Source organism: Synechococcus sp. MIT S9451, from assembly GCF_047304725.1.
Taxonomy (GTDB): Bacteria; Cyanobacteriota; Cyanobacteriia; order PCC-6307; family Cyanobiaceae; genus Synechococcus_C.
In genome coordinates this window covers 942,973-967,985 of sequence record NZ_CP138971.1, presented here as the reverse complement: position 1 = coordinate 967,985, position 25,013 = coordinate 942,973, and the positions used below count along the sequence as shown (strand labels likewise).

Annotated in this window: 24 protein-coding genes, 1 tRNA gene and 1 other RNA gene; 12 read left to right on the top strand and 14 right to left on the bottom strand. The window is 60.2% G+C overall.

Features of this window, described 5'->3' with window-relative positions; genetic code table 11:
* Positions 1-6 precede the first annotated feature (6 nt).
* The 4 genes from SIB72_RS04995 to SIB72_RS04980 form a co-directional block, all read right to left on the bottom strand.
* The gene (locus SIB72_RS04995; protein ID WP_413744808.1) at positions 7-1,824 is read right to left on the bottom strand and encodes an ABC transporter ATP-binding protein; all 1,818 of its coding nucleotides are present in this window, start codon (positions 1,822-1,824) and stop codon (positions 7-9) included.
* Between the two features lie 78 nt (positions 1,825-1,902).
* A complete protein-coding gene (locus tag SIB72_RS04990) occupies positions 1,903-2,991 on the bottom strand; it encodes a glycosyltransferase (protein WP_413744807.1) in 1,089 nt (362 codons plus the stop codon).
* A 35-nt stretch (positions 2,992-3,026) separates the two neighbouring features.
* Entirely contained in the window at positions 3,027-3,740 is a 714-nt protein-coding gene (locus tag SIB72_RS04985; RefSeq protein WP_413744806.1) for a heme oxygenase (biliverdin-producing), read from the bottom strand.
* Between the two features lie 75 nt (positions 3,741-3,815).
* On the bottom strand, positions 3,816-4,241 hold the full coding sequence (locus SIB72_RS04980) for a hypothetical protein (RefSeq protein WP_413744805.1): 426 nt from the start codon (positions 4,239-4,241) through the stop codon (positions 3,816-3,818).
* 32 nt (positions 4,242-4,273) lie between these two features.
* Here SIB72_RS04980 and SIB72_RS04975 point away from each other — a divergent pair, with 32 nt between their 5' ends.
* Positions 4,274-5,662, top strand: a complete 1,389-nt coding sequence (locus SIB72_RS04975) for a ChbG/HpnK family deacetylase (RefSeq protein WP_413744804.1) — start codon at positions 4,274-4,276, stop codon at positions 5,660-5,662.
* Positions 5,663-5,680: 18 nt separating this feature from the next.
* On the opposite strand, the gene SIB72_RS04970 is transcribed toward SIB72_RS04975, so the two are convergent.
* Positions 5,681-6,634: a glycosyltransferase family 2 protein gene (locus SIB72_RS04970; protein WP_413744803.1), complete on the bottom strand. Its 954-nt coding sequence runs from the start codon at positions 6,632-6,634 to the stop codon at positions 5,681-5,683.
* Between the two features lie 94 nt (positions 6,635-6,728).
* On the opposite strand from SIB72_RS04970, the gene SIB72_RS04965 reads away from it, so the two are divergent.
* From SIB72_RS04965 to SIB72_RS04945, 5 genes are read left to right on the top strand one after another with little or no spacing between them, the layout of a single operon-like run.
* Positions 6,729-8,153 carry an NADP-dependent isocitrate dehydrogenase gene (locus SIB72_RS04965; protein ID WP_413744802.1) on the top strand — a complete coding sequence of 475 codons (1,425 nt, stop codon included), beginning with the start codon at positions 6,729-6,731 and terminating at the stop codon, positions 8,151-8,153.
* A gap of 33 nt (positions 8,154-8,186) precedes the next feature.
* A complete protein-coding gene (locus SIB72_RS04960) occupies positions 8,187-8,888 on the top strand; it encodes a 2OG-Fe(II) oxygenase (protein WP_413744801.1) in 702 nt (233 codons plus the stop codon).
* Positions 8,876-9,691 carry a hypothetical protein gene (locus SIB72_RS04955; protein WP_413744800.1) on the top strand — a complete coding sequence of 272 codons (816 nt, stop codon included), beginning with the start codon at positions 8,876-8,878 and terminating at the stop codon, positions 9,689-9,691. The genes SIB72_RS04960 and SIB72_RS04955 overlap by 13 nt, the downstream gene beginning before the upstream one ends.
* Positions 9,678-10,445: a phytanoyl-CoA dioxygenase family protein gene (locus SIB72_RS04950; RefSeq protein ID WP_413744799.1), complete on the top strand. Its 768-nt coding sequence runs from the start codon at positions 9,678-9,680 to the stop codon at positions 10,443-10,445. The genes SIB72_RS04955 and SIB72_RS04950 overlap by 14 nt, the downstream gene beginning before the upstream one ends.
* Positions 10,432-11,766, top strand: coding sequence for a (Fe-S)-binding protein (locus SIB72_RS04945; protein ID WP_413744798.1), 1,335 nt, complete (start codon positions 10,432-10,434; stop codon positions 11,764-11,766). Before SIB72_RS04950 ends, SIB72_RS04945 begins: the two co-directional genes overlap by 14 nt.
* Here SIB72_RS04945 and SIB72_RS04940 read toward each other — a convergent pair.
* Positions 11,763-13,223, bottom strand: a complete 1,461-nt coding sequence (locus tag SIB72_RS04940; protein WP_413744797.1) for a four-carbon acid sugar kinase family protein — start codon at positions 13,221-13,223, stop codon at positions 11,763-11,765. The genes SIB72_RS04945 and SIB72_RS04940 overlap by 4 nt on opposite strands.
* On the opposite strand from SIB72_RS04940, the gene SIB72_RS04935 reads away from it, so the two are divergent.
* Entirely contained in the window at positions 13,205-14,512 is a 1,308-nt protein-coding gene (locus SIB72_RS04935) for an FAD-binding oxidoreductase (RefSeq protein ID WP_413744796.1), read from the top strand. The genes SIB72_RS04940 and SIB72_RS04935 overlap by 19 nt on opposite strands.
* Positions 14,513-14,516: 4 nt before the next feature.
* On the opposite strand, the gene SIB72_RS04930 is transcribed toward SIB72_RS04935, so the two are convergent.
* Complete coding sequence (locus SIB72_RS04930) at positions 14,517-15,386, bottom strand: galactose mutarotase (RefSeq protein WP_413744795.1); 870 nt, start codon at positions 15,384-15,386, stop codon at positions 14,517-14,519.
* Complete coding sequence (locus SIB72_RS04925; protein ID WP_413744794.1) at positions 15,386-16,417, bottom strand: alpha/beta fold hydrolase; 1,032 nt, start codon at positions 16,415-16,417, stop codon at positions 15,386-15,388. The genes SIB72_RS04930 and SIB72_RS04925 overlap by 1 nt, the downstream gene beginning before the upstream one ends.
* Positions 16,418-16,458: 41 nt before the next feature.
* Between SIB72_RS04925 and SIB72_RS04920 the strand changes: the two genes are divergently transcribed.
* Positions 16,459-16,788 (top strand): hypothetical protein, encoded by a 330-nt coding sequence (locus SIB72_RS04920; protein ID WP_413744793.1) that lies wholly within the window; start codon positions 16,459-16,461, stop codon positions 16,786-16,788.
* Between the two features lie 3 nt (positions 16,789-16,791).
* Here SIB72_RS04920 and SIB72_RS04915 read toward each other — a convergent pair whose 3' ends face one another.
* Positions 16,792-18,186 (bottom strand): cation:proton antiporter, encoded by a 1,395-nt coding sequence (locus tag SIB72_RS04915; protein WP_413744792.1) that lies wholly within the window; start codon positions 18,184-18,186, stop codon positions 16,792-16,794.
* 228 nt (positions 18,187-18,414) lie between these two features.
* On the opposite strand from SIB72_RS04915, the gene SIB72_RS04910 reads away from it, so the two are divergent.
* Positions 18,415-20,937: a glycogen/starch/alpha-glucan phosphorylase gene (locus tag SIB72_RS04910; protein ID WP_413744791.1), complete on the top strand. Its 2,523-nt coding sequence runs from the start codon at positions 18,415-18,417 to the stop codon at positions 20,935-20,937.
* A 187-nt stretch (positions 20,938-21,124) separates the two neighbouring features.
* Here SIB72_RS04910 and SIB72_RS04905 read toward each other — a convergent pair whose 3' ends face one another.
* From SIB72_RS04905 to SIB72_RS04895, 3 genes are all read right to left on the bottom strand, one after another.
* Positions 21,125-21,580: a hypothetical protein gene (locus SIB72_RS04905; RefSeq protein ID WP_115118674.1), complete on the bottom strand. Its 456-nt coding sequence runs from the start codon at positions 21,578-21,580 to the stop codon at positions 21,125-21,127.
* Between the two features lie 38 nt (positions 21,581-21,618).
* The gene (locus SIB72_RS04900; protein WP_115118676.1) at positions 21,619-21,984 is read right to left on the bottom strand and encodes a hypothetical protein; all 366 of its coding nucleotides are present in this window, start codon (positions 21,982-21,984) and stop codon (positions 21,619-21,621) included.
* A gap of 95 nt (positions 21,985-22,079) precedes the next feature.
* Positions 22,080-22,153, bottom strand: a tRNA-Arg gene (locus SIB72_RS04895).
* 22 nt (positions 22,154-22,175) lie between these two features.
* On the opposite strand from SIB72_RS04895, the gene rnpB reads away from it, so the two are divergent.
* Positions 22,176-22,569: RNase P RNA component class A (rnpB, locus tag SIB72_RS04890), an RNA gene on the top strand.
* A 125-nt stretch (positions 22,570-22,694) separates the two neighbouring features.
* Positions 22,695-23,369: a ribonuclease III gene (gene rnc / locus SIB72_RS04885; RefSeq protein WP_413745049.1), complete on the top strand. Its 675-nt coding sequence runs from the start codon at positions 22,695-22,697 to the stop codon at positions 23,367-23,369.
* Here the strand turns inward: rnc and SIB72_RS04880 are convergent.
* Positions 23,336-24,208, bottom strand: coding sequence for an ion transporter (locus SIB72_RS04880; RefSeq protein WP_413744790.1), 873 nt, complete (start codon positions 24,206-24,208; stop codon positions 23,336-23,338). The genes rnc and SIB72_RS04880 overlap by 34 nt on opposite strands.
* A complete protein-coding gene (locus SIB72_RS04875; RefSeq protein ID WP_115016600.1) occupies positions 24,208-24,390 on the bottom strand; it encodes an NAD(P)H dehydrogenase subunit NdhS in 183 nt (60 codons plus the stop codon). Before SIB72_RS04875 ends, SIB72_RS04880 begins: the two co-directional genes overlap by 1 nt.
* 68 nt (positions 24,391-24,458) lie before the next feature.
* Here SIB72_RS04875 and rimM point away from each other — a divergent pair, with 68 nt between their 5' ends.
* Positions 24,459-25,013: a ribosome maturation factor RimM gene (rimM, locus tag SIB72_RS04870; protein WP_115118696.1), complete on the top strand. Its 555-nt coding sequence runs from the start codon at positions 24,459-24,461 to the stop codon at positions 25,011-25,013.

Here is a 25,013-nt window from a genome sequence, read left to right as displayed (position 1 = left end):
GCTCTCTTATTCGCCCTCAATCAAGGCCATCTCACGGAACGAAGAAGAACGTTCCTGCAACTGCTGAAAATCACCGCTGGCAATGATTTCACCTGCTGCCATCTCATAAATCAGATCACACTTTTTCACCGTGGAGAGACGATGGGCAATCACGATCGTGGTGCAACGGCGACCGACGATATCGAGAGCCTGCATCACATCATGCTCAGTCTTGTTATCAAGCGCACTGGTGGCTTCATCCAGCACCAACACCTTGGCACCCCGGAAGAAAGCACGAGCCAGCGAGAGCCGCTGACGCTGGCCTCCAGACAACTTGATGCCGTTCTCTCCGATCATCGTGTAGAGGCCATAGGTCATACCCGCGACGTACTCATCAAATTGAGCAGCCTCCAGAGCACTCCATACAAGATCATCATCAATCGTGTCGCTGTCGCATCCGAAGGCAACGTTGTCACGAATGCTTCCATCAATTAAACGAATCGTTTGAGGAACAAATGCACAATTGGCCTGCCATGCAGGAACCTCCTGATCAGTCACTTCAATACCGTCGAGTAGAAGTTGGCCTGAGGTGGGCTGAAACAGTCCCAGCATTAAATGCGCGAGCGTGGTCTTACCACTACCAGTGCGACCAACCAAGGCGATCCGGGCACCGATTGGGATCGAGAGATTGATACCGCTAATCACAGGGTTGGAATCTGGCGCATAGGCAAAACTCACATCCTTGAGCTGGATATAACGACGGGGCATCACACCCTCGGGAGTGGGTACTCCTGGGGAACTGATCAGATAGCGCTCGGGTTTGAGACTAAGGAGCTCGAGGGCATCGGCAATCTCAGGCAGTCCTCCGCGAAGACGATTAATGCTGCGGAACATCGACTGCAATGGCCCAGAGATACGCAGCAATGCCACAAGCACCGCCGACAGAGCAGGAATGGCATTTTTGACTCCCTGGGAATCACCACTCAGCAAAGCAGGAACGATTCCGACGACAAACAAAATCGTGATGCCAGCCGGTTCGATCACGAGTCGCGGCACATCTGGGAGCAAACGACCAATGCGGTCGTAGCGCTTGGCAATCACGCCGTCGCGAGCAAATCGGGAAACAAAATAATTTTCAGCTGAATAAAGCTGAACCTCGCGCATCGAGCGTAGAGATTCCATCAGCAACAGATTAATCCTTCGCCCATAGCGAATACGCTGCTTCGTGGCAAGGCGTAGATAGGGAGTAATAATCTTAGAAGCCAACACATAGGCCAGAAGCATCAAAGCAAATACAGCCAATGCCTTCGTGCCAAGCACCAAAACTACCCCGATTAAAAGCGAACTAATCGAAACCACATTGCCCGCGATCAGAATGATCGGACTAATCACTCCCGTAGACACACTATTGAGGATACGGTTAAACTTTTCAGACAGATTAGCCGTGCGCTGACGAATAAAGAACCCATACTTCTGACGCATCAGATTGTCATACACCTTGTTGACAAGATCATTCCAAACCTCAGCACTGAGCAGGCTTTGCATCAATGCCACAGCAAAACGGATCCCCGATGCCAACCAGAAGGAACCGATCAGCAATGCCACCAACCAACCAGATTGATCAAGCAAACCGCCGCCGAACACCTTGATGCCTGGCAGATAATCCTCTAATCGCGCTCCCGCCAGTAGACCAACAAGACGCGCCAGCAGCGCCACCAGAAACACATCCAGCAAACCCTGAAACAGGGATGCAATCAAAACGATCACCAACAACCGAAGACGCCGTCGTGGCAACTCGCGAAGCAGCTGGCTGAGATTGCTCCAGGTCTGACTTTGCAAGGGCATGAAGGCCGTCAGAGACTGACCTTGCAGCTCACAAGGCAGTCAGAATTCAGATGAAATGACCTTAGACCGCTCGCACCCTCAGGGTTTCCGCCCCACAGGCCAGCCAGGCAACCGATTGACCACCCGCCTCAACCCCCGCCACTGACGACTGAAGCGCAGACGCCAGAGCGGACGAGAGCGCAACACCGACTGCTGCTGCTGGGCCGGCAACAATCGATCCAGCGTGACCAGCAACGCCTGCCAACGCTGCTTGAGGGCCGATTCCGAATAAGCAATGAGGAATTGATCAAGTGCAGGCCCGGAGCAGCGCCAAGCAGCCTGATCTGCCACAGCAGCAGAGATCCTCTCCAGATCATGCTCAAGGCTGCCGCAACCGATCTGATGGCCGAGCTCACCAGGGGTGAGGGTGTCGGCGAGGGCGTGATTCAGGCTGCTAAACACCACGCAACCGCAGGCCATCGCTTCAAGAGGCGGCAAGCCGAAACCCTCACTCACACCAGCAGCACGCCAGTGTTCTGCGGAGTCATAGAGATAAACGCTGGCACTGTTGAACAAATCCACCAGATCCTCCACCCAGCCGTTCTGCACCTCCACCCGCAAGCCACGAGCATGCAGTGCTGGGACTAACTGCTTAAGCACGTAATCACTGCTCTTGCGCTGCTGCACCAGTACATCAATCACCCTTGGGCCACCGGCCCCGTAGCGATCTCCTCGCTCGAGCCACTGAGCTTCCAGGGCATTGGGCAACAGAAACAAAGGGTTTCTTGGGGCGCGATCCCCCCAGTAGCCGAGAGTGTTGCGACTGACCGCGAGCACAGGCACCCCTGGCGGCAGATCAAAGCCATAGCCGCTGCTATGGGCTTGATAAATCACTGAACGCCCCCGAAGCCGCCGCAACAGCACCGGCACATCAAAACCCCAACTCACCAGCCAGAGGGAGGAGCCTGGAACCTTCTCCTGCCGAAGCAGGTCATCCAGAAAAGGATGATCATCCTGCCGCTGGCGATAGGTGACCACTTCAGTGGGACGCAATGTGGAAAGCAGACGGGCTGTCTGCATGGCCACACTCAAACCACCACAACGAAAACGGGTTCCGGTGCCTGGCACCAGAACCCTGATCGGAGAAAGGCCAACGCCTGAGGGCTCAGAGCCGTTAGCAATCAGCACTGCATCACAGAAGGGGTGGATTCAATCCAGAGGAATCAAGCCGCAGCCGCCTCAGTACTCCCTGTGCGCTCACGACGGGTCAGGAAGCCGAACAGAACCTTGCCAATCGCAGCCACAAGATTGCCCTCAAGTTCCTTGAACATGTTCATATTCAGGTGGAAGGCATGGTTGGCTTCCTCAACAATGCGATCGGCCGTGGCCTGGTCGATCGGCAGCTCGTCCATGGTGGCCCGATAGGTGGTCTTAAAGGCCTTCTCATCGGCGATGTCATCAAAGACGTAGAAGCGCAGGCCGTCGTCGCCCTTCATATTCATCGCTTTCTGGGCGATGTTCTTGAGGATCTGACCACCAGAGAGATCACCCAAATAGCGGGTGTAGTGATGTCCCACCAGCAGTTCAGGGGACTCCTTGGCAACAGCGTGAATGCGCTCGACGTAAGCGGCAGCAGAGGGTGAAGGCTGAATCTGTTCCTTCCAGCCCTCGCCGAAGTAGTAAGTCAGATCCTGCTCAAGAGACTCACGGCGGTTGAGCTGCTCCATCGCCACAGGACCAACCACGGGATGGTCCTCCAGCTTGCCGATCTCCTCCTCCATGGCGGTGTACACGAAGTAGAGGTCAGTCACCAACTTGCGGTAGCTGCCCTTGTCAACAACACCTTTGAGGAAGCAGCTCACAAAGCCGGTGTTTTCGGCCATGGTGTGCGACTTCTTGGTGCCTTCACGGAGCTGGGCAGCAAGAGCGACAGACATGGGTAAGAAAGGCGTAGCACAGACGAGAACCATAAAAGCCCTCTCCGGTCTGAGGGCCTCAGGGGTTGCGAAGGGTTACGAGACGGTGCTGAACAGAGCATGCAAATCACGACAAATCTGCTGTAAATGCAGCACCTGATCGGGCTGAGGCAGGTGCCGTCCACTGGGCTGCCAGTCCCCGACGGTGGCTAGGCGCCAGCGTTCGCCGTCGTAGGTCATTCCTCGCATCAGCACACCAAGAAGGGGTGAACTCTGCTCTCGCGGATCGGCCTGTAGGCGCAATTGCAACAGCAGGCTGCGGCACTCCAGCCGGGGACTCCAGCCGGGGAAATGGAAGGAGAAATCCAGGGTTTCCTGCTCGGTCCACTGACGGGTCTGAGGGTCGTCCCGCCAAGGCCGAAGGTTGGGCTTGGCAGCAGGGAAGTGCTGACGCACCAAGGTCACCGATGAAGCCAAGGCCTGGGCCTGAGGCACGCTGTGAATGGCTTCAGCTGCGTTCACACCACCGTCCAATCACCTATCGGTAAGGATGAATGCTTCCTGGTCTGTCTGCCAGCGGCCGTTACGGTTGCGACCGAGGTGTTCAGACCATGGCTTTCCGCTCGATCAGCACCCGCCTCAGCCTTTACGGAATGGTGGGCATCGTCGCCGCTGCTGTGCATTACGGCGTGCTGATTGCACTGCGATGGGCCATGCCCATCTGGCTAGCCAATCCTCTGGCGTTCTTGGCGGCCTCGTTGACGGGATATCTAGGCCACGCCCGCTTCACCTTCCGGCCGGAGACAGGCGGGGCCCGGTTTGCCCGCCGCTGGTTGGTGGTGCAGTACGCCATCAATCTCACCGTTTGCGGACTGCTACCGCTTGCACTGCCCGCAGCAACCTTGGCAACCCTGATCGGGACCAACGCCTCGACAGCAGTGCTGGACACCATTTTTGTCTTCACTCCCACGGTGCTCAATGCTCTGATCTGGTCGAGAGCGGCACGCTTCACTCAACGAAGGCGAAGCCATGGCCAGCGCCCGCGCCTGCATGCCGACGACCTCGGACTAAGTCAGGCCACCAACGAAGCAATCCTGGGCCTGATCGAAGCCGGACAGCTGGATGGTGCCAGCCTGCTAGTCAACGGTCCGGAAACAAGGTCAGCCCTGGAGCGCTGGCATCAACTCGCAACCCTGAAACCAAACCAGCAGCTCTGCCTCCATCTCTGCCTCACTGAAGGGCCGTCGAGTGCTCCATGCGATGCCGTTCCAGACCTGGTCAACAACCACGGCCATTTCAATCTCTCCTTCGGACAATGGCTGCTTCTATCGCTCCTGCCGCGGCGCCATCGTCGCCGCCGCCGCGTGACAACACAACTCCGCCTCGAAATCTCAGCCCAGATCCAACGCTTCCGTCAACTCTGTGGATCCGATGCCATTGCCCTCGACGGCCACCAACACATCCATCTGGTGCCCCTAATTCACGACACGCTGCTCAGCCTCGCCGCTGAGCAGCGGATCACCTGGATGCGTAGCACCGCCGAACCACTGCCCACAGGGCTACCCCTGCGCTGCTGGTGGGACGCCATCCGCGGCGCAGGGTTACTCAAGTGGAGCGTGCTGCAACTGCTCAGCGCAAAGGCCAGCAGACGACAGCGCCGACAGGGCATTGCCAGCAACAGCGGCTTTGCCGGAGTGCTCTTCACAGGCCAAATGAGTGGGGCACCTCTGCAAGCCTGCTGGCAGGAGCTGTGCAGCCGCAAGCTGCCTGACGACAGGTTGCAGACACCAGCGCAGCTGCTCGTGCACCCTGGTGCCCCGCTTGATTGTGATCTCAACGTTGCCGGTTTTGCCGTCTCAGCTCCTTTCGCCAGCTCCCCCTGGCGACAGCGGGAGTGGAGAGCGATTCAGCAGTTGATGCAGACCACAGGCACAGCCAACTGAAACCATCGCCAACCCCACTCAGCCATCGCGGTGGATGGTGCGGATGAAGTAGTGGGGACGAGCCTTCGCCTCGACATAGATCCGACCGATGTATTCACCGAGCACACCGATGCCGATCAGCTGAATCCCGCCAAGGAAGAGAATCGCCACGATCAGCGTGGCGAAACCTGGGGCATCCACTCCTGTGAAGAGGGTGTCGAGAACGATCACCAGGGCATAGATCAAGCTCAGAAGGGAAACCACAATTCCGATCCCGCTCCAAACCTTCAACGGCAGCACCGAAAAAGAGAAGATGCCGTCAAGGGCATAGCTCCAAAGTTTGAGGGGACTCCAGGAGGTGGTGCCACCGCTGCGACTCACCCGCTGATAGGGCATTTCCAGACTGCGAAACCCGGTCCAAGGCAACAAGCCCTTAGAGAAGCGGCTCGACTCACGCAAACTGGTGAGCGCCTCCACCACCGGTGCATCAAGCAAGCGGAAATCACCGGCCCCTTCCTTCAACTGGATCGAATCCACCAGCTTGTTGAACACCCGATAGAACCATGAGGCACTGGCCACCTTCAAGCGTGACTCTTGATCCCGGTCATCACGCACGGCAGTGACAACCTCCGCACCCTGACGCCACGCCTCGATCATCCCCTCAATCAACTCAGGTGGATGCTGAAGATCGGAGTCGATCAGCACCGCTGCAGAGCACTGACCACAGGCATGGTCGAGACCCGCGAGCATTGCCGCCTCCTTGCCGAAGTTGCGAGTGAGTTCCAACAGGGTCACTGACCCATCACCCTCGCGCTGCCGGTCTTGCCGCTGAAAGGCTCGAATCTGGTCGACGGTGCCATCGCGAGAGCCGTCATCAATCAGCACCAAACGCTCCACCCCCGGAACTGCCAACACCCGTTCAATGAAATGGGTGATCACGGCCTGTTCGTTGAAACAGGCAGCCACCACCCAAACACCTGCAGGTTTGGCCATGGGTCGTGGGGGCGGATCAGATCGAACTTTAGAGATCCCCCCCCGAGTCATAGGCTCGCCCCAGCACAACGTCGCCATGCGGCACACCCCATCTATGGCCCAGTTCGAGAAGCTCACCGCCCCCACTCAGGGCACGCCAATCCGCTTCGAGAACGGCCAGCCAGTGGTAGCCAACAACCCGATCATTCCCTTCATCCGCGGCGATGGCACCGGCGTGGACATTTGGCCGGCCACCCAGAAGGTGCTGGATGCCGCCGTAGCCAAGGCCTATGACGGCAACAAAACGATCGAATGGTTCAAGGTCTATGCAGGCGATGAGGCCTGCGACCTCTACGGCACCTATCAATACCTGCCGGAGGACACCCTTGAAGCGATCCGTACCTATGGCGTAGCGATCAAAGGCCCCCTCACCACACCTGTTGGCGGCGGCATCCGCTCCCTGAACGTGGCCTTGCGTCAGATCTTCGATCTGTATTCCTGCGTGCGCCCTTGCCGCTACTACGCGGGCACCCCTAGCCCACACCGGCGTCCTCAGGATCTAGACGTGATCGTCTACAGGGAAAACACAGAAGACATCTATATGGGGGTGGAATGGGAGGCCGATGATCCTGTCGGGCAAGAGCTCCGCAAACACCTCAACGACGTCGTGATTCCCGCCAACGGCAAGCTGGGGAAACGCCAGATCCCTGAGGGTTCTGGCATCGGCATCAAACCAGTGAGCAAGCACGGCAGCCAGCGCCATATCCGCAAGGCGATTCAGCACGCCCTGCGCCTCCAGGGCGATAAGCGCCACGTCACCCTGGTGCATAAGGGCAACATCATGAAATTCACCGAGGGGGCGTTCCGCGACTGGGGCTATGAACTTGCCACCAGTGAATTCCGCGATGTGTGCATCACTGAACGGGAAAGCTGGATCCTCGGCAACCTCGAACAAGATCCAAACCTGAGCGTGCAGGCCAATGCCCGCATGATTGAGCCTGGCTACGACAGCCTCACCCCTGAGAAGACAACCGCCATCGACGCCGAAGTGCAGAGCGTGATCGACGCCATTGGCTCCAGCCACGGAAACGGCAAGTGGAAGCAGATGGTGATGGTCGATGACCGCATCGCCGACAGCATCTTCCAGCAGATCCAGACCCGTCCCCAGGAGTATTCGATCCTCGCCACCCTCAATCTCAACGGTGACTACATCTCCGATGCCGCCGCGGCCATGGTGGGAGGGCTTGGCATGGCACCCGGTGCCAACATCGGTGAAACAGCGGCCATCTTCGAGGCCACCCACGGCACAGCACCGAAACACGCCGGCCTCGACCGCATCAATCCCGGTTCCGTCATCCTCAGTGGCGTGATGATGTTGGAGTTCCTGGGTTGGCAGGAAGCCGCGGACCTCATCACCAAAGGCCTAAGCACCGCGATCGCCGACAAGCAGGTCACTTACGACCTGGCCAGGCTGATGGAACCTCAGGTGGAGCCGGTGAGTTGCAGCGGCTTCGCCGACGCCATCATCAACCGATTCTGAACGAGGCGTCCCGCCCGCGACGTTTCACCAGTCATGTCAGCCCCGATCCCAACACGCTCAGCAGCCCTTAAGGCCGTGCTGGCGGGGGATCTGGCACTAACCCGCTGGCATCCCAAGCTCGACCATCTCGCCATCTCCGAGCTCTGCCGACAACTAAGAGAGCCGAGTCACGACAAGGCCTGGGCCACCACACCCTGGGGCCGCACCCTGCCACGCAGCTGCGTGGGCACGGCCCCAGATCGCTACCGCGGCACTTTGGCGCTGCAGCCCATACCTTTGCTGCAACAGATGGAGGAGCTGTTCTTTCAACCGATCGCAACTCTCTTCAGCGATCACTTCGGCACACCGCTCAAGGAGCTCGAACTTGAAGATGGCACGCGTGTTCCGGGCTGGGCTCTGCGGGAGATGGCCAACGGAGGCGGCATCCCCGAACACTGCGAACGGGACTGGAATCCTGTGAACCTGATTGAAAATGGAACCCTGCTGCCTGCAGCCTTCGAACCACGCTTTCAAATGAGCTTTCTCTATGGCGTGGATTCAGCCACTAAGGGCGGCGAGTTGCAGATCAGCAGCAGTGGCGATCAGGTCAAACTGAACCCTGGAGAACTGCTGCTGTTCAACGCCGGCTACCACCGACATCGGGTGTGTCCCACAGGCGGCCCGAGCCAACGGGTGGTCCTGGGAGGATTCCTACGTCTTCATCGCAGACACACGCACCTGCATTGCTACGTCTGACGCCACCAATCGGCGCGGTCGCTCTATGCGAATACCGCCTCAACGATCCAGAAGGAGGTGTGGATCTATCAGTCCCCCTTCCCCCGCCTGGCCAACGCCAGCAGTGGGAGCAATGGCAAGACGTCTGCGCACGCATCGACCGTGCCCTGCGAGGGGCAAAGGGGGTGCTGCGGGAACCCTGGCTTGAATTCGACCATCCCTTCCAAGACGCCCCTGGTGTGTTTTTCCGTTTGGATCACCGGCGCGGACCACGCCAGCAAGGGGTGCTGGAAGCGCGCCGACAGTTGCTACCAAGTCTGACGACCACCTGGCTCATACCGGAGCCAGGCGGAGGCGATCTGGGCATCAGCCATTGCGGTTTTTTCCCAGGCCGTCCCAGCCATCAGCAAGGCAGGATCCGACTCAACCTCACCGGACCCCACCAATGGTCCTGGCTGCAGAAGCAGGCTTCTGATCTGTGCACGCCAGGCCTGCATCGCTTGCTCAATCAGGCCAGCCTCTGCTGGTCAGCCACCCTCGATTGGGGGGGAGAAGGCCTCGACCAACTCGGGTTTGAACTGTTCCCTGCCGGACGACTGCAACGAGGAAGCGCCGCTGATGCTCCGGAAGTACAGGCCCTCCTCCACACCCTGGCTCCCTGGTGCCCTGCAGCGGCAATCGAGCACTGCCGTCGCCGCCATCACAACTGGCATCAAGAGGTGGCACCGGGCCATACCGAAGGATTCAGCCACATCAAACTGAGCCCCCATAGCGATGGCACCTGGTCCATGAAGCTCTATCTGCTGAGCCATGCAACTGGCTGACGCCACATTTGAACGCGATGGTTTCGCGCTGGTGCCCCAACTCCTCGATGGCGCAGCATGCAACCAATTGCTTGCACTCATCCCGAAGATCTTGAAGGCGGCCGAACGATGGCAGAGCGCAGGTGTGCCGCTCTGGTTTCTGCAGGATGACCTACCCGAACTGACGGCCCTGCTCCAGCAGCCCACTCTGACCACAAGGCTTCAAGCATGCTGCGGTCTCGATGACACCGCCCTGCACCTGCTGGCGGTGACGCTCTACAACAAACGACCCGGAGACCCTGGCACCGCCTGGCACCAGGACGCCCGTTACATCCCAGCGGATCAGCTGGCCGCCCTGACCCTCTGGCTGCCGCTGCAGGCGATCGACTCCAGCAACGGACCGATCCAATTCGTGCCGGGAAGTCAGAACCACTGTCTGATGTCACAACCGCAACCCGCCAGAACCACTCCGACCGGACTGCCCCAGGCCAATCCCAGCGTGGCGGCACCGATGGCCTTCGGGGATGGCACCGTGCACACGCCATGGACGCTGCATGGATCCAGAAGCAATCGCTCCGCAGCCACACGCCGCGCCCTGATCGTCAATTACCTCAGCGCCCCACTCCGACTGAATCGCCAGCCAAAACTGCATGGACAGTGCCATCCAGAGGTCGTGAACCAGCTGAGGGAAATCAACCACCAGACCCTCTCGCAGCGGCTCCAACGCCCAGAGATCCAGCCCAGCCCATCAGAATGGCGCTATGGCCAGCTCTGATCCCACCGACCCCTGCGTGCATTGCGGCTTCTGCCTGCCGACATGCGCCAGTTACCGGGTGATGGGAACGGAGATGGACTCTCCCCGCGGCCGCATCCATACCCTCAAAGCGATTGACGCCGGGGAACTGGAGCTGGATGCCACTGTGGCCTCCCATTTCGACAGTTGCCTCGGCTGTTTCGCCTGCGTCAGCGCCTGCCCATCGGGAGTGCGCTACGACCAACTGATCGAAGCCACCCGTCCCCAGCTCAACAAACCCGAACTGCGCAGCTGCTGGCAGACCCGGTTTCGCCAACTGCTGCTGCAGGTGCTGCCCTATCCGAAACGCCTGCGGGCCCTGCTCACTCCCCTACGGGCCTACGCCGGCACTCCTATCCAAGACCTCATGCGCCGCAGCGGTTTCGTGCGCCTGCTTGGGCCGCAGCTGGAAGCGATGGAGTCGCTCTTGCCCAAGTTGGCAGAGGAAGGCTTCCGCGATCAGTTCCCTCACATCAACCCGGCCCAGGGAGAGCAACGCGGTCGTGTCGGCCTAGTGCTTGGCTGCGTTCAACGCTGTTTTGACCCGGCAGTCAATGCGGCCACCGTGGCTGTGCTCCAGGCCAATGGCTACGAAGTCGTGATCCCCTCCAATCAAGGCTGTTGCGGTGCGGTGAGCCATCACCAAGGCCAGATGGAACAGACCAGAGATCTGGCAAGCGCCCTGGTGGAGAGCTTCACGAGCGACCAGATCGATCCACCACTCGATGCCGTGCTGGTGGCCGCCTCCGGCTGTGGCCACACCATGAAGGCCTATTCAGAAATCTTGGACGGTGGATCTCAAACCGATGGCTTTCACTGCCCGGTTCAAGATGTTCACGAGTTCCTCTTCACCAAGGGACTCTCCAAGCCATTCCAGCAATCCCTGCAACCTCTGTCCCATGCCAACGGGCAAAAGGCCAGTGCCGATCAACCGCTCTTGGTGGCGTATCACGATGCCTGCCACATGATTCACGGCCAAGGCATCAGCCATCAGCCTCGCCAGCTCTTAGAAACCATTCCCCACCTCCAACTGCGCGAAGCCACAGAGGCAGGCGTCTGCTGCGGCAGCGCCGGCATCTACAACCTGGTTCAGCCGGATGAAGCCGCCGAACTGGGCCGGATCAAGGCTGCTGATCTCAGCGGCACCGGCGCCAGTGTGATCGCCAGCGCCAACATCGGTTGCAGCCTGCAGCTGCGGCGTCATCTACCTGCCACAAGTCAGACAGCGGTGGTCAACCACCCGATGGAACTGCTGGCCCGCTCCGCCTCCCTGATCGGAGCCAAGCCTGAAGGTGTGGTTTAGGCGTCGCCTTGCATCAGTCTCCAGGCCTCGAAAAGGGTGTTGTCATCACCAAGATTCCCAGGGAAGGTCACGATCGGCAAACCTGCGACAGCGCTGGAGGCCCCGTCCTTCATCGGACGCACGAGCGACAAGCCTGGTAAGAGCTGGCCCTCCAGCTGCATGGCAGGCAACTGCAATCCCTCTGCCAGCAAAGTGCCGGTCGTGATGCCCCCCTTGCTGATGACATACCCGAGCTGGCTTACCACGGCGGCCACCAGGCGCCCCATCAATCGGGCAAGAGCCATCCCGAAGTGCAATCTGCGAGCGGCGGCGGCCTCTCCTGCGCCGAAGTGCAACTCACCACGGCTGGTGTAGAGCACCGGCGTACACCCCGAGAGCAAAATCTGCTCTAACTGATCTCTCCATTCCGCCTCGAGGTCAGCCAGCAGCCATTCGGCCTGCCCCCCCTCCAACACACGGGCAATCCTGGCGACAGGAAGCTCCACACCAAAGCAGCCCGACTCCTGCAGCAATCGCCGAAGCTGCCGATCAGCCAAAGGCACATGGGAACCGAGCAAGACCAAGCCTGGAAGTGCGCCACCATTGGGTCCTGACGCGACCCGTCGCAGTCCGGCTAGCCCGACTGCATCCATCGGTTGCGGCCCTAACGGCTTAGGGCCACCATCCACCAGACCATTGAGCAAACTGGCAGCAGAGCGGAACAAAAAGCGTTTGCGACCTTGCAACTGGCGCACCGCCACTCCCAGTGCCTGCAAATGTTCCGGCCGAATCGCATCCACCACAACCGCACGGTTGTGCTCCATCCCAGTCAGCCGAGCCACCAAGGCCCTTAAGCCGGAGGGACCCCCTTCAGCACAGACGGAAGCAGCGGCGCCATCCAAAAGCTCCAAATCCAGCCGAACCACGGAGGCTGCCGAGATCCGTCCGGCGCTCTTCTCCTCCAACCAAGCCGCCAAATCGCTGGTGCTGTAACCAAACAGCCGATCCTGAGCGAAGGCGGTCGTATGCACAGGCTCACCATGGAGCAAATGCACACCATTGATGGTGGTGCGTCCCCCCGGCAGGAAAGCAGGGACATGAAGGGTGGCATCCACAGGTTCAAAGCGGGCCTGCCATTCCTGTGCCAGCACCTGTGGCTCCAGCACCCCATGGCCCCGCAGCGTGGAGTCACCGCGGCTCACCAGCAACACCTCCTGGGCAGCCAGGTTTTCCAACTGCATCGCCTCCGCCAAAGCCACCACAATCTCCCGATTTCGAGCCTCTGCCTCTGGGGCCGTCAGAGCCCGGGTGTTCGCCAGGACAAACAACAACGGCGAAGGGTGGCGCAAACCACGCCGCAGCGTCTCCACATCCCAACGCAGCAGCAACGGACAGCTGTGCACCGTTTGAGATCCGGTGGGATCATCATCGATGACAACGATCGTTCCAGCTGGCCGCGGTGGCACAGGCGAGGTCATGGCAGCGCCCATGGCACGATCATCTTCCGCACCACCCCAGCACCATCAGCCGTTCCGCCGCTCACCACGAACCCACCGCTTTGCCAACACCGCTGACACCAGACAGCCTGGCGGACTTGCAGACGATGGTGCGAGAGCTCCATGCCACCAGCAGCCCCTGGATCCCCTCCGGGCTGGGCACCCGGATGCACTGGGGAGCAGCCCTGCAGCCGTCTCCTCTGATCAGCCTGCGCCAGTGCAACACAGTGCTGGACCATGCCATTGATGACCTCACGATCAGTGTGCAGGCAGGCCTGAGCCTGACGGATCTGCAAGCAGTGCTGGCGGAACAGAACCAGTGGCTGCCCATCGACTGGCCCTGGGGCAGTAGCCACCAGCCCACGACAGCCGGCACGGTGGGGGGGCTGGTGGCTAGAGGTCTGACAGGGGGCCTGCGCCATCGACATCTTGGTGTGCGTGATCAAATCATCGGCATCGGCCTGATCCGCAGTGACGGTGTCGAAGCGCATGCCGGCGGCAGGGTGGTGAAGAATGTGGCTGGCTACGACCTGATGCGCCTGCTCTGCGGCAGCTGGGGCAGCCTTGCCCTGATCAGCGAACTCACCCTGAGGGTGCAGCCGATTCGACCAGCGCGGGCCCTCCTCAACCTCAAGGGGGATCTGGATGCCCTCGAAGCCTGGCGAGCCGAGGTGGTCGCGAGCACGCTCACCCTCGAACTGCTCAACTGGCAGCAAGATCCCATCCAGGGGCTTGGCATCCAAGCGGGGATTGCGAGCGTCAGCGATGCAGCGGTCACAGACCAGCTCAACCGCCTCGAGTCGCTCGCAGAGTCCCACCGATTGAAAGCGGAACGACACCCCTGGGATGGACCATTGCCACCGCCTGCGGCACGACCAACTGACGCAGGCGATCAAGGTTCTCAGCAGTGGCTGCTGCGCATCAGCCTGCCTCCCAGCCAAGCGCAAGCTCTGTTCAGCAGCCGGGAAACGCAAGCACTGAGAGATTGGCATTGGCTCCTAGCTGCAGGGGCTGGATGCGGCGATGCCTGGAGTGATCAAGCGAGCACAAGGGCGCAGGTGCAGGCCCTGCGCAGGCGCGTGGAAGCTCTAGGCGGCCGGCTCAGCGTTTTGATTCAGCCCGCCAGCCAGCCTCCAGAAGAAACGCTGCCGGCATGGACGGATGCCCCATCACGGCCCCTGATCGAAGCGGTGAAGCGCCAGTTCGATCCCCGCCTGCAACTCAGCCGCGGCCGCCTACCCGGCGTGGCCAAGCCTGTCACCATCGCTTGAGCCTTCAACCCTCACTGACCCTGTAGGTGCAGCGAAGCTCCAGGCTCTCACCTGCCGCAAGCTGCAGTTTGCGGTCACCACTGAGCAGCGCCTGCCGAGGTCCAGTCCAAGGCTCCAGACAAATCATGGGTCGAGGTGGCTCAGTCCAGATCACGGTGAGGTCCATCGGTGCAGGCTGATCAAGCTGCACCTTGATACCAGCCCGTTGATCGATGAGAGTCACCGGACCCTCTGCGTCGCGACAGAGGAAATCCACACCCTCAGGCAGGCGGGCCAGCTGCGAGGCCGTGTCCTCCTCCGCCATCTCCAGATGATTCAGGCAGCGAGGGGGCAGGCCCTCGAGGCGGGAACAGCCCAGATCAGTCACCTTGAAATAAGGATGGAGACCGAAGCTAAAAGGCATCACCCCAGAGCCATTGCCCGTATGGGTCACCGTGGTTCTGATCTCCAGCGCCTGAGCTAACGGCCGAAGCGCCATCACCACCTGAAACGGGAAGGGAAATGCCGCTCGCGTTTGCTCGGTATCCGTGAGCGTCAGCTGAATACCGCTCTGATCATCAAGCAGCTGGAGCTGCCAGGGCAAATCCCGGGCAAAGCCATGCTGTTTGAGGGTGTGATTCACCCCATCCACCGGAAACACATCCCCGGGAAGATTGCCGCAAATCGGAAACAACACCGGAATGCCACCCCGAATGCTCTTGCCAGGATCGGCGAAGCGGGTCTGATCGAAATACAGCAACTCCCGACCATCGCAACACCACGCGGTCACCAATCCGCCCCGTTCAGGAACAATCCGCAGGCGATCACCGCTGCTGGGATGGACAAACTCCCAGTGGGGATAGGGCAGGGACTGCTGAATCAGCGTCATGGCCATCAGCTTGGGCCATCCAAGTGTGGCGCGGCCGTTCGTTCCAATGACAGACCCTGCAACCAGTCCAGCATTGCCCGATTCACCTGTTCTGGCACCTCGTCATGGGGGCAATGACCAGCCTCCAACACCACTTCAGTGGTGGCCGCAGGCGCATGGCGCTGAAAACTGGCTCGCCGCCCGGCGGCGTTGATCCAGGGGTCGCGGATGCCCCAAAGCAGCAAGAGCGGCGCTTGCAGCTGGGAGAAGAACGCATCCAGCGGCTGGCCCTTGGGGATGTCAAAGACGGTGCGAAAGACCCCGAACGCCCCAGGGTCACAGGAGGGCACCCGGATCGCCTCGACCAGCTCATCATCGACATTGGTGGGGTCGAGATACACCTGATTCAGGGTGCGCCTGATCGTGGCTGGTCGACGCATGTTTTCAAACAGCACCCTCTGAAGCAAGGCACTGCGCAGTAAGGCCATGCCAATGGTCTTACGGGCAATCGCACCCCACCCCTCGGGCTGCCTCTGTTCATCGCTGAAGGGGCCGGCCGCATTCAGCAGCACCACACCAGCGCAGTCGTCACCAAGGGCAGCACCGGCGGCAAGAGCCGCAAAGCCCCCGAGAGAATTACCCACAATCACGGTGGGACGGCCAATCCGCTCGCGGATGTAGGCGATCAGCTGATCACGCCAGAGCGCACCGCCGTAGGTGAGACCGGCTGGCTTGGCACTGCGACCAAAGCCAAGGAGATCCAGGGCATGGACCTCATGTGTTCGAGCGAGGACGGGAACGTTATGGCGCCAATGGTCGGTGGAGGCACCGAAGCCATGCACCAACAGCACAGCAGGATTCTGTGCAGCAGCTCCTGCAAGCTCTGAATCCCTCGGGCCACAACACAGGCAATGCACTGCATAGCCGAGGTGAGACCAGGGATCGCGGCGGACATCCGGAAGCCGCAGGCTGACCAGATCCTCATGGTGACCATCGCCAGCAAGGTCGTGCACTTGATCCGGAACCCTTTCTGGAGCCATGGTCACGTCAGATCCCACCTGGGGCAGTGATGCTATAGAGCCTCTCCAGCACTTGTGCCGTGGACGCGTTCACCCTTGGCTATGGCCCCCTCAACGATCCGGCCATCCTGCGAGGCTCGCTGTTCTGGGCGTTAGCTCTGTATCTCCCTCTGAGCAGGCCACTCGGCCGCTTTGAGTCCAGCCTGATTGATGGCCCACTCAATAGCCGCTGGCAACAGGTGGCACTCGTGGCGAGCAGCCTGCTGCTAGCTCTCGCTGTCGGATTAGGCGTACAGCTGCTGCTCAGCTGGACCCTTGGGCCAGGGTGGGGCTCCAGCCTGGCACTGATCACCGTGGGTTGGAGCCTGTTTCTGCTGGTAGCGAGCAGCCAACAGCAAGATGAGCGCTGAGGATTAGACCAAGCCGACGGGATCAGCGGCCACCGTGTCATCGACTGTGTCACCACCGTCGGGCTTGTCACCACCGAGTACCAGCCGCAGCAGGACCGGAGCCAGAAAAGTGGTGCCAATCACCATCAACAGGATGGCGGCCTCCAGCGAAGGGGAGAGCAACCCAGCGCTCGTACCTAAGCCAAGAAAAATCAAGCCCACCTCGCCTCGGGGCATCATTCCCAGGCCAACCACCAGACGCTTCGTGGGCTGATCGCTCACAAAAGCCCAGCCGGCCGCAATCTTGCCAACGATGGCAATCACGAGGAGGAAACCTGCAACGACGAGTGCCGAACGACTTGCGGGATCGAGCGGATTGATCACTGAGAGATCCATCCCAGCACCAACCAACACGAAGAAAATGGTGGCGAAGAGGGTGACGATCGGCAGCACTGCCTGCTGAATCGCGTGATTGTGCTTCGACCCACTGAGGATCAGACCGGCTGCGAAGGCTCCCAATGCCGCTTCCAAACCAATCGCCGTGGCGGCGAAGCAGCTGAAAGAGAGAATCACAAAGGAAGCCACCAGAACCTCGCCTGGGGCTTTGAGCTGGTCGATCAACCAGTCAAAGGCTGGTGCTGCGGTGCGGCTGAGGCCAACGGCAGCCACCACAAAAATGATCGCCGCCGCCACCAGCTTCAGGATCGGTGCGATTGAAAAGGAACCGCCGGCCGCCAGTGATACCACCACCGCCAAGATGACGATGCCGAGGATGTCATCGAGCACAGCAGCACCGATCACGATCTGGCCCTCTCGCGTCTTGAGGTAACCCAGCTCACCGAAGACACTGGCAGTAATCCCAATGCTGGTGGCAGTCATCGACGCACCTGCAAAGACCGCCGGGATCAGATCGACATCGAAGAAGACCATCAGACCAGCGGTACCCAAGGCGAAGGGCAACACCACACCGGCCACCGCCACAGTGAAGGCCTGACCGCCAACCGCCACCAACTCATCCAACTCACTTTCGAGACCGGTGAGGAAGAGCAGGGCGTACAGGCCGAGAGTGGCCACCGCCTGCAGCGATGGGAATGTTTCGTTGTAGATCTCAGGGATGGATTCCGGTGGAATCGAAGCCAAGCCAGCGATCAGGGCATTGAAACCCTCACTGAGATGAACCTGGGTTTCCGGAGGCACAACCAAATGGAGTCCGGACGCACCAATGATCACGCCTGCGACCAGTTCCCCCAAGATCGTGGGCAACTGAAACCGCACCAGGATCTCTGCCAGTGTGCGGGCCGCCACGAAGATGAGCAGAAAGCGGATCACCCCGATCAACGTCTCCGCGACCTCGATGTCGTGGCTGCTGAGATCGCTCAGCTGCGCCGAGAGCTGGGCCAGCTCAAGCGGGATCAACATCAATGAAAGACTCCTGAATGATTGGGAGATTAAGGGAAGTCCTGGCCGCCAACTGCTCTCGATGGGCAGCCCAGGGAGACGAATCAACCATGGCTCCGTTCCGCACAGTGGACAAGATGCCTGGGCCAGATACTCACGACTCGGTCACAGTTCCTGCACCGTCTGAAGCAGGCATCGTCCAGGGCCTTCACACTTGGGTCATCTCTCGACCAAGTGATATTCCCAACCATGACGATCTCCGAGCCCCTCGATCTACGTCTGCCGACCCCAAGTTGCTACGCCGACCCTGAACGTGCCGGCCTGGATGCCGACGCCGTCTTCGCTGGCATGACCGAGCACCTGTTTTTCACGCTCGGGAAATTGGCGCCGACCGCCAGCCGCCATGACCTCTACATGGCGCTGAGCTATGCAGTGCGCGACCGACTGATGACTCGGTACCTGGCCAGCCTGGAGGCCATCAGGGCACGACCGCAAAAAACGGTGGCGTACCTCTCGGCGGAATTCCTCATCGGTCCACAACTCAACAACAACCTGCTCAATTTGGGCATCCAGCAGGAAGCGGAGGAAGCGGTGCGCCGCTTCGGGGTTGAGTCGTTGCAGCAGATTCTTGACGTCGAGGAGGAGCCCGGACTGGGCAATGGCGGGCTAGGGAGACTGGCCGCCTGTTACATGGAATCCCTCGCCAGCCTGCAGGTGCCGGCCACGGGCTATGGCATTCGCTACGAATTCGGGATCTTCGACCAACTGATCCGTGATGGCTGGCAAGTCGAAGTCACCGACAAATGGCTGAAAGGCGGATGGCCCTGGGAACTACCCCAACCGGACGAGGCCTGCTTTGTGGGCTTCGGTGGCCGCACCGAGAGTTACACCGACGACAAGGGCAACTACCGCTCCCGCTGGATTCCGGCAGAGCACGCGATTGGAGTGCCCCACGATGTACCAGTGCTGGGCTACAGGGTCAACACCTGCGACCGCCTACGTCTCTGGCGCGCTGATGCCACGGAAAGCTTCGACTTCTATGCCTTCAACATCGGCGATTATTACGGCGCCGTGGAAGAGAAGGTTGGTAGCGAAACCCTCTCCAAGGTGCTCTACCCGAACGATGGCACGGATGAAGGCCGCCGCCTGCGCCTGAAGCAGCAGCACTTCTTCGTGAGCTGTTCCCTACAGGACATGCTGCGCAGCCTCGATCAGCGCGGGCTGGCCGTGGAGAACTTCGCCGACTACTGGACGGTGCAGCTCAATGACACCCACCCCGCAATCGCCGTGGCCGAGCTCATGCGGCTACTGATCGACGATCGCCACCTGACCTGGGAGAAGGCCTGGGAAATCACCACCCGCTCAGTGGCCTATACCAATCACACGCTGCTGCCCGAAGCTCTTGAGAAGTGGGACCTAGACCTGTTCTCCAATCTCCTACCCCGCCACTTGGAGCTGATCTACGAGATCAACAGCCGCTTCTTACAACAAGTGCGCCTGCGCTTCCCCGGCAATGACGCCATCATCCGCAAGCTGTCCATCATTGATGAGGACGGCGGCAAGGCCGTGCGCATGGCCCACCTGGCCACCATTGGCGCTCACCACGTGAACGGTGTGGCCGCTCTCCACTCCGAACTGGTGCGCACCCAATTGTTGCCAGAGTTCGCAGCCCTCTGGCCCGAGAAGTTCACCAACGTCACCAACGGCGTTACACCACGGCGCTGGGTGGCCCTGGCCAATCCCCCCCTGTCCTCCCTGCTGGAGCAACACGTGGGTAGCGACTGGATCTCCAACATGGAGAACCTGCGCAAGCTGGAAGCCCATCAAAACGACAGCGGCTTCCTCGAGCAGTGGGGCAACACCAAGCTGACGGTGAAGCGCAAACTGTCGAGCTACATCCATCGCCATACAGGCGTCTTGGTGGATCCCGCCAGCCTGTTCGATGTGCAAGTGAAGCGCATCCACGAATACAAGCGCCAGCATCTCAATGCGCTGCAGATCATCACCCAGTACCTGCGGATCAAGAACGGCCAGGCCGACGGCATGGCGCCTCGCACCGTGATCTTCGGGGGCAAAGCTGCTCCGGGCTATTACATGGCCAAGTTGATCATCCGCTTCATTAACGGCATCGCCGAAACGGTGAACGCTGATCCGGACATGGATGGCCGTTTGCGCGTGGTCTTCCTCCCCAACTACACCGTGAAACTGGGCGAGCAGGTGTACCCAGGATCCGACCTTTCCGAGCAAATCTCCACCGCCGGCAAGGAGGCTTCAGGCACCGGCAACATGAAGTTCGCCATGAATGGAGCGCTCACCATCGGCACCCTCGATGGTGCCAACGTCGAGATCCGCGACCAAGTCGGTGAGGACAACTTTTTCCTGTTCGGTCAGACGGTTGAGGAAATCGCTGCACTCAAACGCAGTGGCTATCGCCCATGGGAGGTGATCGACTCACGCCCCGAGCTTTCGGAAGCGATTCATCTGATCCAGACCGGCCACTTCAGCAACGGCGACGCCGACTTGTTCCGGCCCCTCATCGACAACCTCAGCAACAGCGACCCCTTCTTTGTGATGGCCGACTTCGCTGACTATCTACGGGCCCAAGATGCCGTTAGCCAGGCATGGAGTGATCGCAGTCAGTGGAATCGCATGTCTGTGCTGAATGCCGCTCGAAGCGGGTTCTTTTCCTCCGATCGTTCGATCCAGGAATACTGCGACCACATCTGGAAGGTGAAGCCACTCAAAGTGGACATCACCTGCGACGTGCGCTGATCGAGCGCCTCAGCCGTCCTGGATGCTGGCGATCGGAGCACCTCAGCGAGGTGATCATCCGCGTCAGCTCCAACTTCAACTCTTCAGCCAAGGATCAAGACTCAGCTGAAAAGCCCCCCTCAGGCTCATGGATGGATGGATCGAGACCGATCTGTGATTCAGAGCTCTCAGATCCAATGGAATCAGATCAGCTGCGATCAGGCAGATCAGGCGTCTGGTGCAGCAGGCGATTCAAGCGCAGGCGATCTGCATTCAGAGGATCAGGGGCGAGCTCGCCAGCCAGTTCACGGAACTTCTGTTCGATCGCTTCAGGGACGCGCACGTCGAAGATGCGTTCCATCAACGCCTCAATCGAGAACAGGTGAGCGTTGATGTTCTCCAGATCAGCCATGGCCTGATGCAGGGCGTCTGCTGGCTCCTCGGTGGGGCCCACCGGAGTTGCATGGGTCTGAGCTTCAGCCGGACGTGCTCCATGCTGCTTTTGAAGATCCTCCAGCACACGACCGGAAAGCGTGCGGAAGGCCTGAAGAGCAGCCCAACTGAGTTCTTGCTGCTGACGCAGAGTCGGTGATTCCCGAATCAGGCGATCGTGCTCGCGGTAGAAGCGCTGGCAGTCAGGGCATTGACAGGGCTCTTCAGGCACGTCAGACCCTCAAGATCAATCCCCATCATGACATCTGGTTAAGCAGCCAGAGGTGGCTCCCCGGAAAATCCATCGGAATCCGACGGGAAATCAGACAAACCATCGCCACCGTCCTCATCTCTGAGATCAGACATGGCCGGAAGAGGGATCTCAATCGACGACACCACTTGGATCACGTCACGAAGGCGCATCGAATCGGCAAACCATCCCATGGCCTGCTCGGTATCACCACGCCGTTCCGCATCACTGGCCTGATCTTCATGGGCTTCAGCCAAAAGCGCTAACCAGCACAGGCAGCGGGCCTGAACGACTGAGAGATCGAGGTCTGTGGGCTGGGAATCAGCGATGCGCTCGCTTTCCTGCTGCACCAAAAGTCGGAGCCGCAGATCGTGAAGCTGGGTCATGGAACCGGGTTCACTGCATCAACGCTAGCGACAGAGTGAGGGAACGCCACCCCGCTAGATGTAGTGGCGGCTACGGGATCACAAGGCAATCATCACGGGGCTGGCGGGACTCGAACCCACGACCTACGGTTTAGGAAACCGTCGCTCTATCCGGCTGAGCTACAGCCCCATTAACAGCCATTATGGGGTTTGAAAGCAGGCGAGGTGGTCGCGATCAGGGCATGCCTGCCTTCGGGCAGACATGGGCCTGGTTGAGGAAAGTCCGGGCTCCCCGATGGCCAGGCTTGCTGGGTAACGCCCAGTGCGGGTGACCGTGAGGAGAGTGCCACAGAAACACACCGCCGATGGCCGGTTCGCCGGCACAGGCAAGGGTGCAAAGGTGCGGTAAGAGCGCACCAGCAGCATCGAGAGGTGCTGGCTCGGTAAACCCCGGCTGGGAGCAAGGCCGAGGAACGACGGTTGGCCATCTACCCCGTTCCGCTTTAGTGCGCCGCTAGAGGTCGTCGGCAACGGCGATCCCAGATAGATGACCGCCCCCTTCCAAAGGAAGGAGAACAGAACCCGGCTTATGCCCTGCTTTCACCCTTTTCGCGCCCCACGTCTCTTCGGGCTCCACATCGCACTGAACTGTGCCCATCGATCTGGCCACTGCCTCCGCCCCCACCCCATCACGCAGCGATCAACTTCGCTGCTTCTGCGAGGTGCTGGGCATGAACACCGCCGACAGCCCGGATGAACCCCGCACCCTGTCCCTCCTGGATGAAGCCCTCACCCACACATCAGCGGGCCTAGCCATCCATCACGAACGCCTGGAATTTCTTGGCGATGCGGTGCTGAGACTTACGGCCAGTGAATTCATCGAACAGCACTACCCCCAGCTCCCCGTGGGAGAACGTTCAGCGCTCCGGGCCCAGATTGTTAGCGACCGTTGGCTAGCACAGCTTGGAAAGCAGATCGGGATCGACGCCATGCTTGTGATCGGCGCCAAGGCCAGGGGAGATGACGCCGGCCAAGCCACGCTGCGGGCGGAAGCCTGCGAAGCACTGATCGGCGCGATCTATCAAGCCTGGGGGTCTCTAGAACCGGTGCATGCCTGGCTCACACCGCACTGGCAGCGCACCAGTGCAGCGGTACTGGCTGACCCTCACAAGGGCAATGCCAAATCCGCCCTACAGGAGTGGAGTCAAGCCCGCAAACTAGGGCTGCCCGTCTACAACAGCCTTGAGACCAGTCGCCGCCATGGCGACCCACGCCGCTTCCACTGCCAGGTGGAGCTGAAGGGACACACCGTGGCTGAAGGATGGGGCGGATCTCGCAGGGACGCAGAGCAGAAGGCGGCCCAGGCGGCTCTTCAAAACGTTGAGGGAGACGGAGCCGAGCCTTGATGCTCGGCTCGTTCACGCTTCGGCAACTCTGCTCCACAGCGATCGCAGAAGCGAGCACGGTTGCGATGACTGACCTGACCGCAGTCAATGCAGCGTATGGCCCGCAAGCTTGCTCGAGCTCCGGACCGACGCAGACCCTCAACAGTGACGATGCCCGTGGGGATGGCAATGATCCCAAAGCCAAGCAGCATCACCAACGCCGCGAGGATTCGGCCCAGCGCGGTTTGGGGCACGATATCGCCATAACCAACGGTGGTCATGGTCACGATCGCCCAATAGACCCCCTGGGCAACGCTACGGAACTGACTTTCGGGGTGAACACTCTCCACCACCACCATCACGTAGCCCAAAACAACCTGAAGGATCAAGACAAACAGGATGAAGACAGTGATGCGACGGGCGCTGGCCCGAAGCGCCGCGCCCAGAGCGCGGGCTTCATCCATGAAACGCAGCAATTTGAACACCCGCAGAATGCGGCCGAACTTGAACACCCACAACACCAAACCACTGCTGATCTGGGGCACCGCAAAAAAGAGCACGGCGCAGAGATCGATCAAGCCATAGAAACTCCGCAAATAAGCCAATGGCCTAGGACTGGCCATCAGATGCAGGGCTAAGTCAGCCGCAAACACCGCCAAGGCCATGCGATCGATCAGATCGACCCAAACGGGAACAGCAACCTGAACTGACCCAGGCAGAAGTGGTGCGGGCTCGAACATCAAGCCCACAACACTGAGCAGGATGGCCCCGAACACCACAAGGTTGTAAAGACGACCCGCCGTTGTGTCGGAGTCGAGCACCACCCGCGCCAGGCGCCCGCGGATGGTGGTCTTGTCCATCAGCCGGCCTGGAGATCGCGCAGACGCAGGGTGACGAGCTTGTCCCAGTTACCGCCCTCAAACAGCACCGCAGCGCGATCGCCACTAATGCGCTGCACAAACCCGGTGTAACCGTTGTAAATCGAGGTGACATCCACCACTTTCACCGTGGCGCCGGGAAGGATCGGAGCACTGGTGGCCATGACAGGAAAACGATCAGAGCCTCAGTATCGCGTGACGCCATGATCAACAGACTTCTGAACGAGCGGCCATGGCCGGCCACGGCACCACCACCTCAAGCGATCCGGCTGAATGGCTCACCGTTGGCAAGGTCGTAGGCGTTCAAGGCCTGCGAGGGGAGCTGCGCATTAACCCCGCCAGCGATTTCCCGGAGCGGTTCACGGAACCCGGTGCTCGCTGGTTGCAAGCCAAAGGCAACCCGCCCAAGCCAGTGGAGCTCAAAAGCGGCCGTCAGCTGCCCGGAAAGAGCCTGTTCGTGGTGCGTTTTGAAGGCATCAATGACCGCAGCGGCGCCGAAGCCCTTGTGGGGCAAAGCCTTGTCGTACCAGCCGATGACCGACCCGAACTGGCTGAGGGTGAGTTCCACCTCCTCGACCTGGTGGGCCTGGAGGCCCGTCTCGGCACCGAGGGCACGGTGATTGGCACCGTCACCGACCTCACCAGCGCCGGGAACGACCTGCTGGAAATTGAACGGGACGATGGACGCCGCCTCCTGATCCCTTTCGTGGAAGCGATTGTGCCGGAGGTGCACCTCAAGGAGGGCTGGCTACTGCTCACCCCGCCACCGGGACTGCTGGAGCTGTGA

Coding starts and splice junctions, on each gene's coding strand:
- SIB72_RS04930 (WP_413744795.1), bottom strand. CDS start 15,386: ATGGCCATGACGCTGATTCAGCAGTCCCTGCCCTATCCCCACTGGGAG.
- SIB72_RS04965 (WP_413744802.1), top strand. CDS start 6,729: ATGGCCCAGTTCGAGAAGCTCACCGCCCCCACTCAGGGCACGCCAATC.
- SIB72_RS04985 (WP_413744806.1), bottom strand. CDS start 3,740: ATGTCTGTCGCTCTTGCTGCCCAGCTCCGTGAAGGCACCAAGAAGTCG.
- SIB72_RS04945 (WP_413744798.1), top strand. CDS start 10,432: ATGGCCAGCTCTGATCCCACCGACCCCTGCGTGCATTGCGGCTTCTGC.
- SIB72_RS04915 (WP_413744792.1), bottom strand. CDS start 18,186: ATGTTGATCCCGCTTGAGCTGGCCCAGCTCTCGGCGCAGCTGAGCGAT.
- SIB72_RS04960 (WP_413744801.1), top strand. CDS start 8,187: ATGTCAGCCCCGATCCCAACACGCTCAGCAGCCCTTAAGGCCGTGCTG.
- SIB72_RS04950 (WP_413744799.1), top strand. CDS start 9,678: ATGCAACTGGCTGACGCCACATTTGAACGCGATGGTTTCGCGCTGGTG.
- SIB72_RS04995 (WP_413744808.1), bottom strand. CDS start 1,824: ATGCCCTTGCAAAGTCAGACCTGGAGCAATCTCAGCCAGCTGCTTCGC.
- SIB72_RS04975 (WP_413744804.1), top strand. CDS start 4,274: ATGCTTCCTGGTCTGTCTGCCAGCGGCCGTTACGGTTGCGACCGAGGT.
- SIB72_RS04940 (WP_413744797.1), bottom strand. CDS start 13,223: ATGACCTCGCCTGTGCCACCGCGGCCAGCTGGAACGATCGTTGTCATC.
- SIB72_RS04900 (WP_115118676.1), bottom strand. CDS start 21,984: ATGACCCAGCTTCACGATCTGCGGCTCCGACTTTTGGTGCAGCAGGAA.
- SIB72_RS04910 (WP_413744791.1), top strand. CDS start 18,415: ATGACGATCTCCGAGCCCCTCGATCTACGTCTGCCGACCCCAAGTTGC.
- rimM (WP_115118696.1), top strand. CDS start 24,459: ATGGCCGGCCACGGCACCACCACCTCAAGCGATCCGGCTGAATGGCTC.
- SIB72_RS04970 (WP_413744803.1), bottom strand. CDS start 6,634: ATGGCCAAACCTGCAGGTGTTTGGGTGGTGGCTGCCTGTTTCAACGAA.
- SIB72_RS04880 (WP_413744790.1), bottom strand. CDS start 24,208: ATGGACAAGACCACCATCCGCGGGCGCCTGGCGCGGGTGGTGCTCGAC.
- SIB72_RS04875 (WP_115016600.1), bottom strand. CDS start 24,390: ATGGCCACCAGTGCTCCGATCCTTCCCGGCGCCACGGTGAAAGTGGTG.
- rnc (WP_413745049.1), top strand. CDS start 22,695: ATGAACACCGCCGACAGCCCGGATGAACCCCGCACCCTGTCCCTCCTG.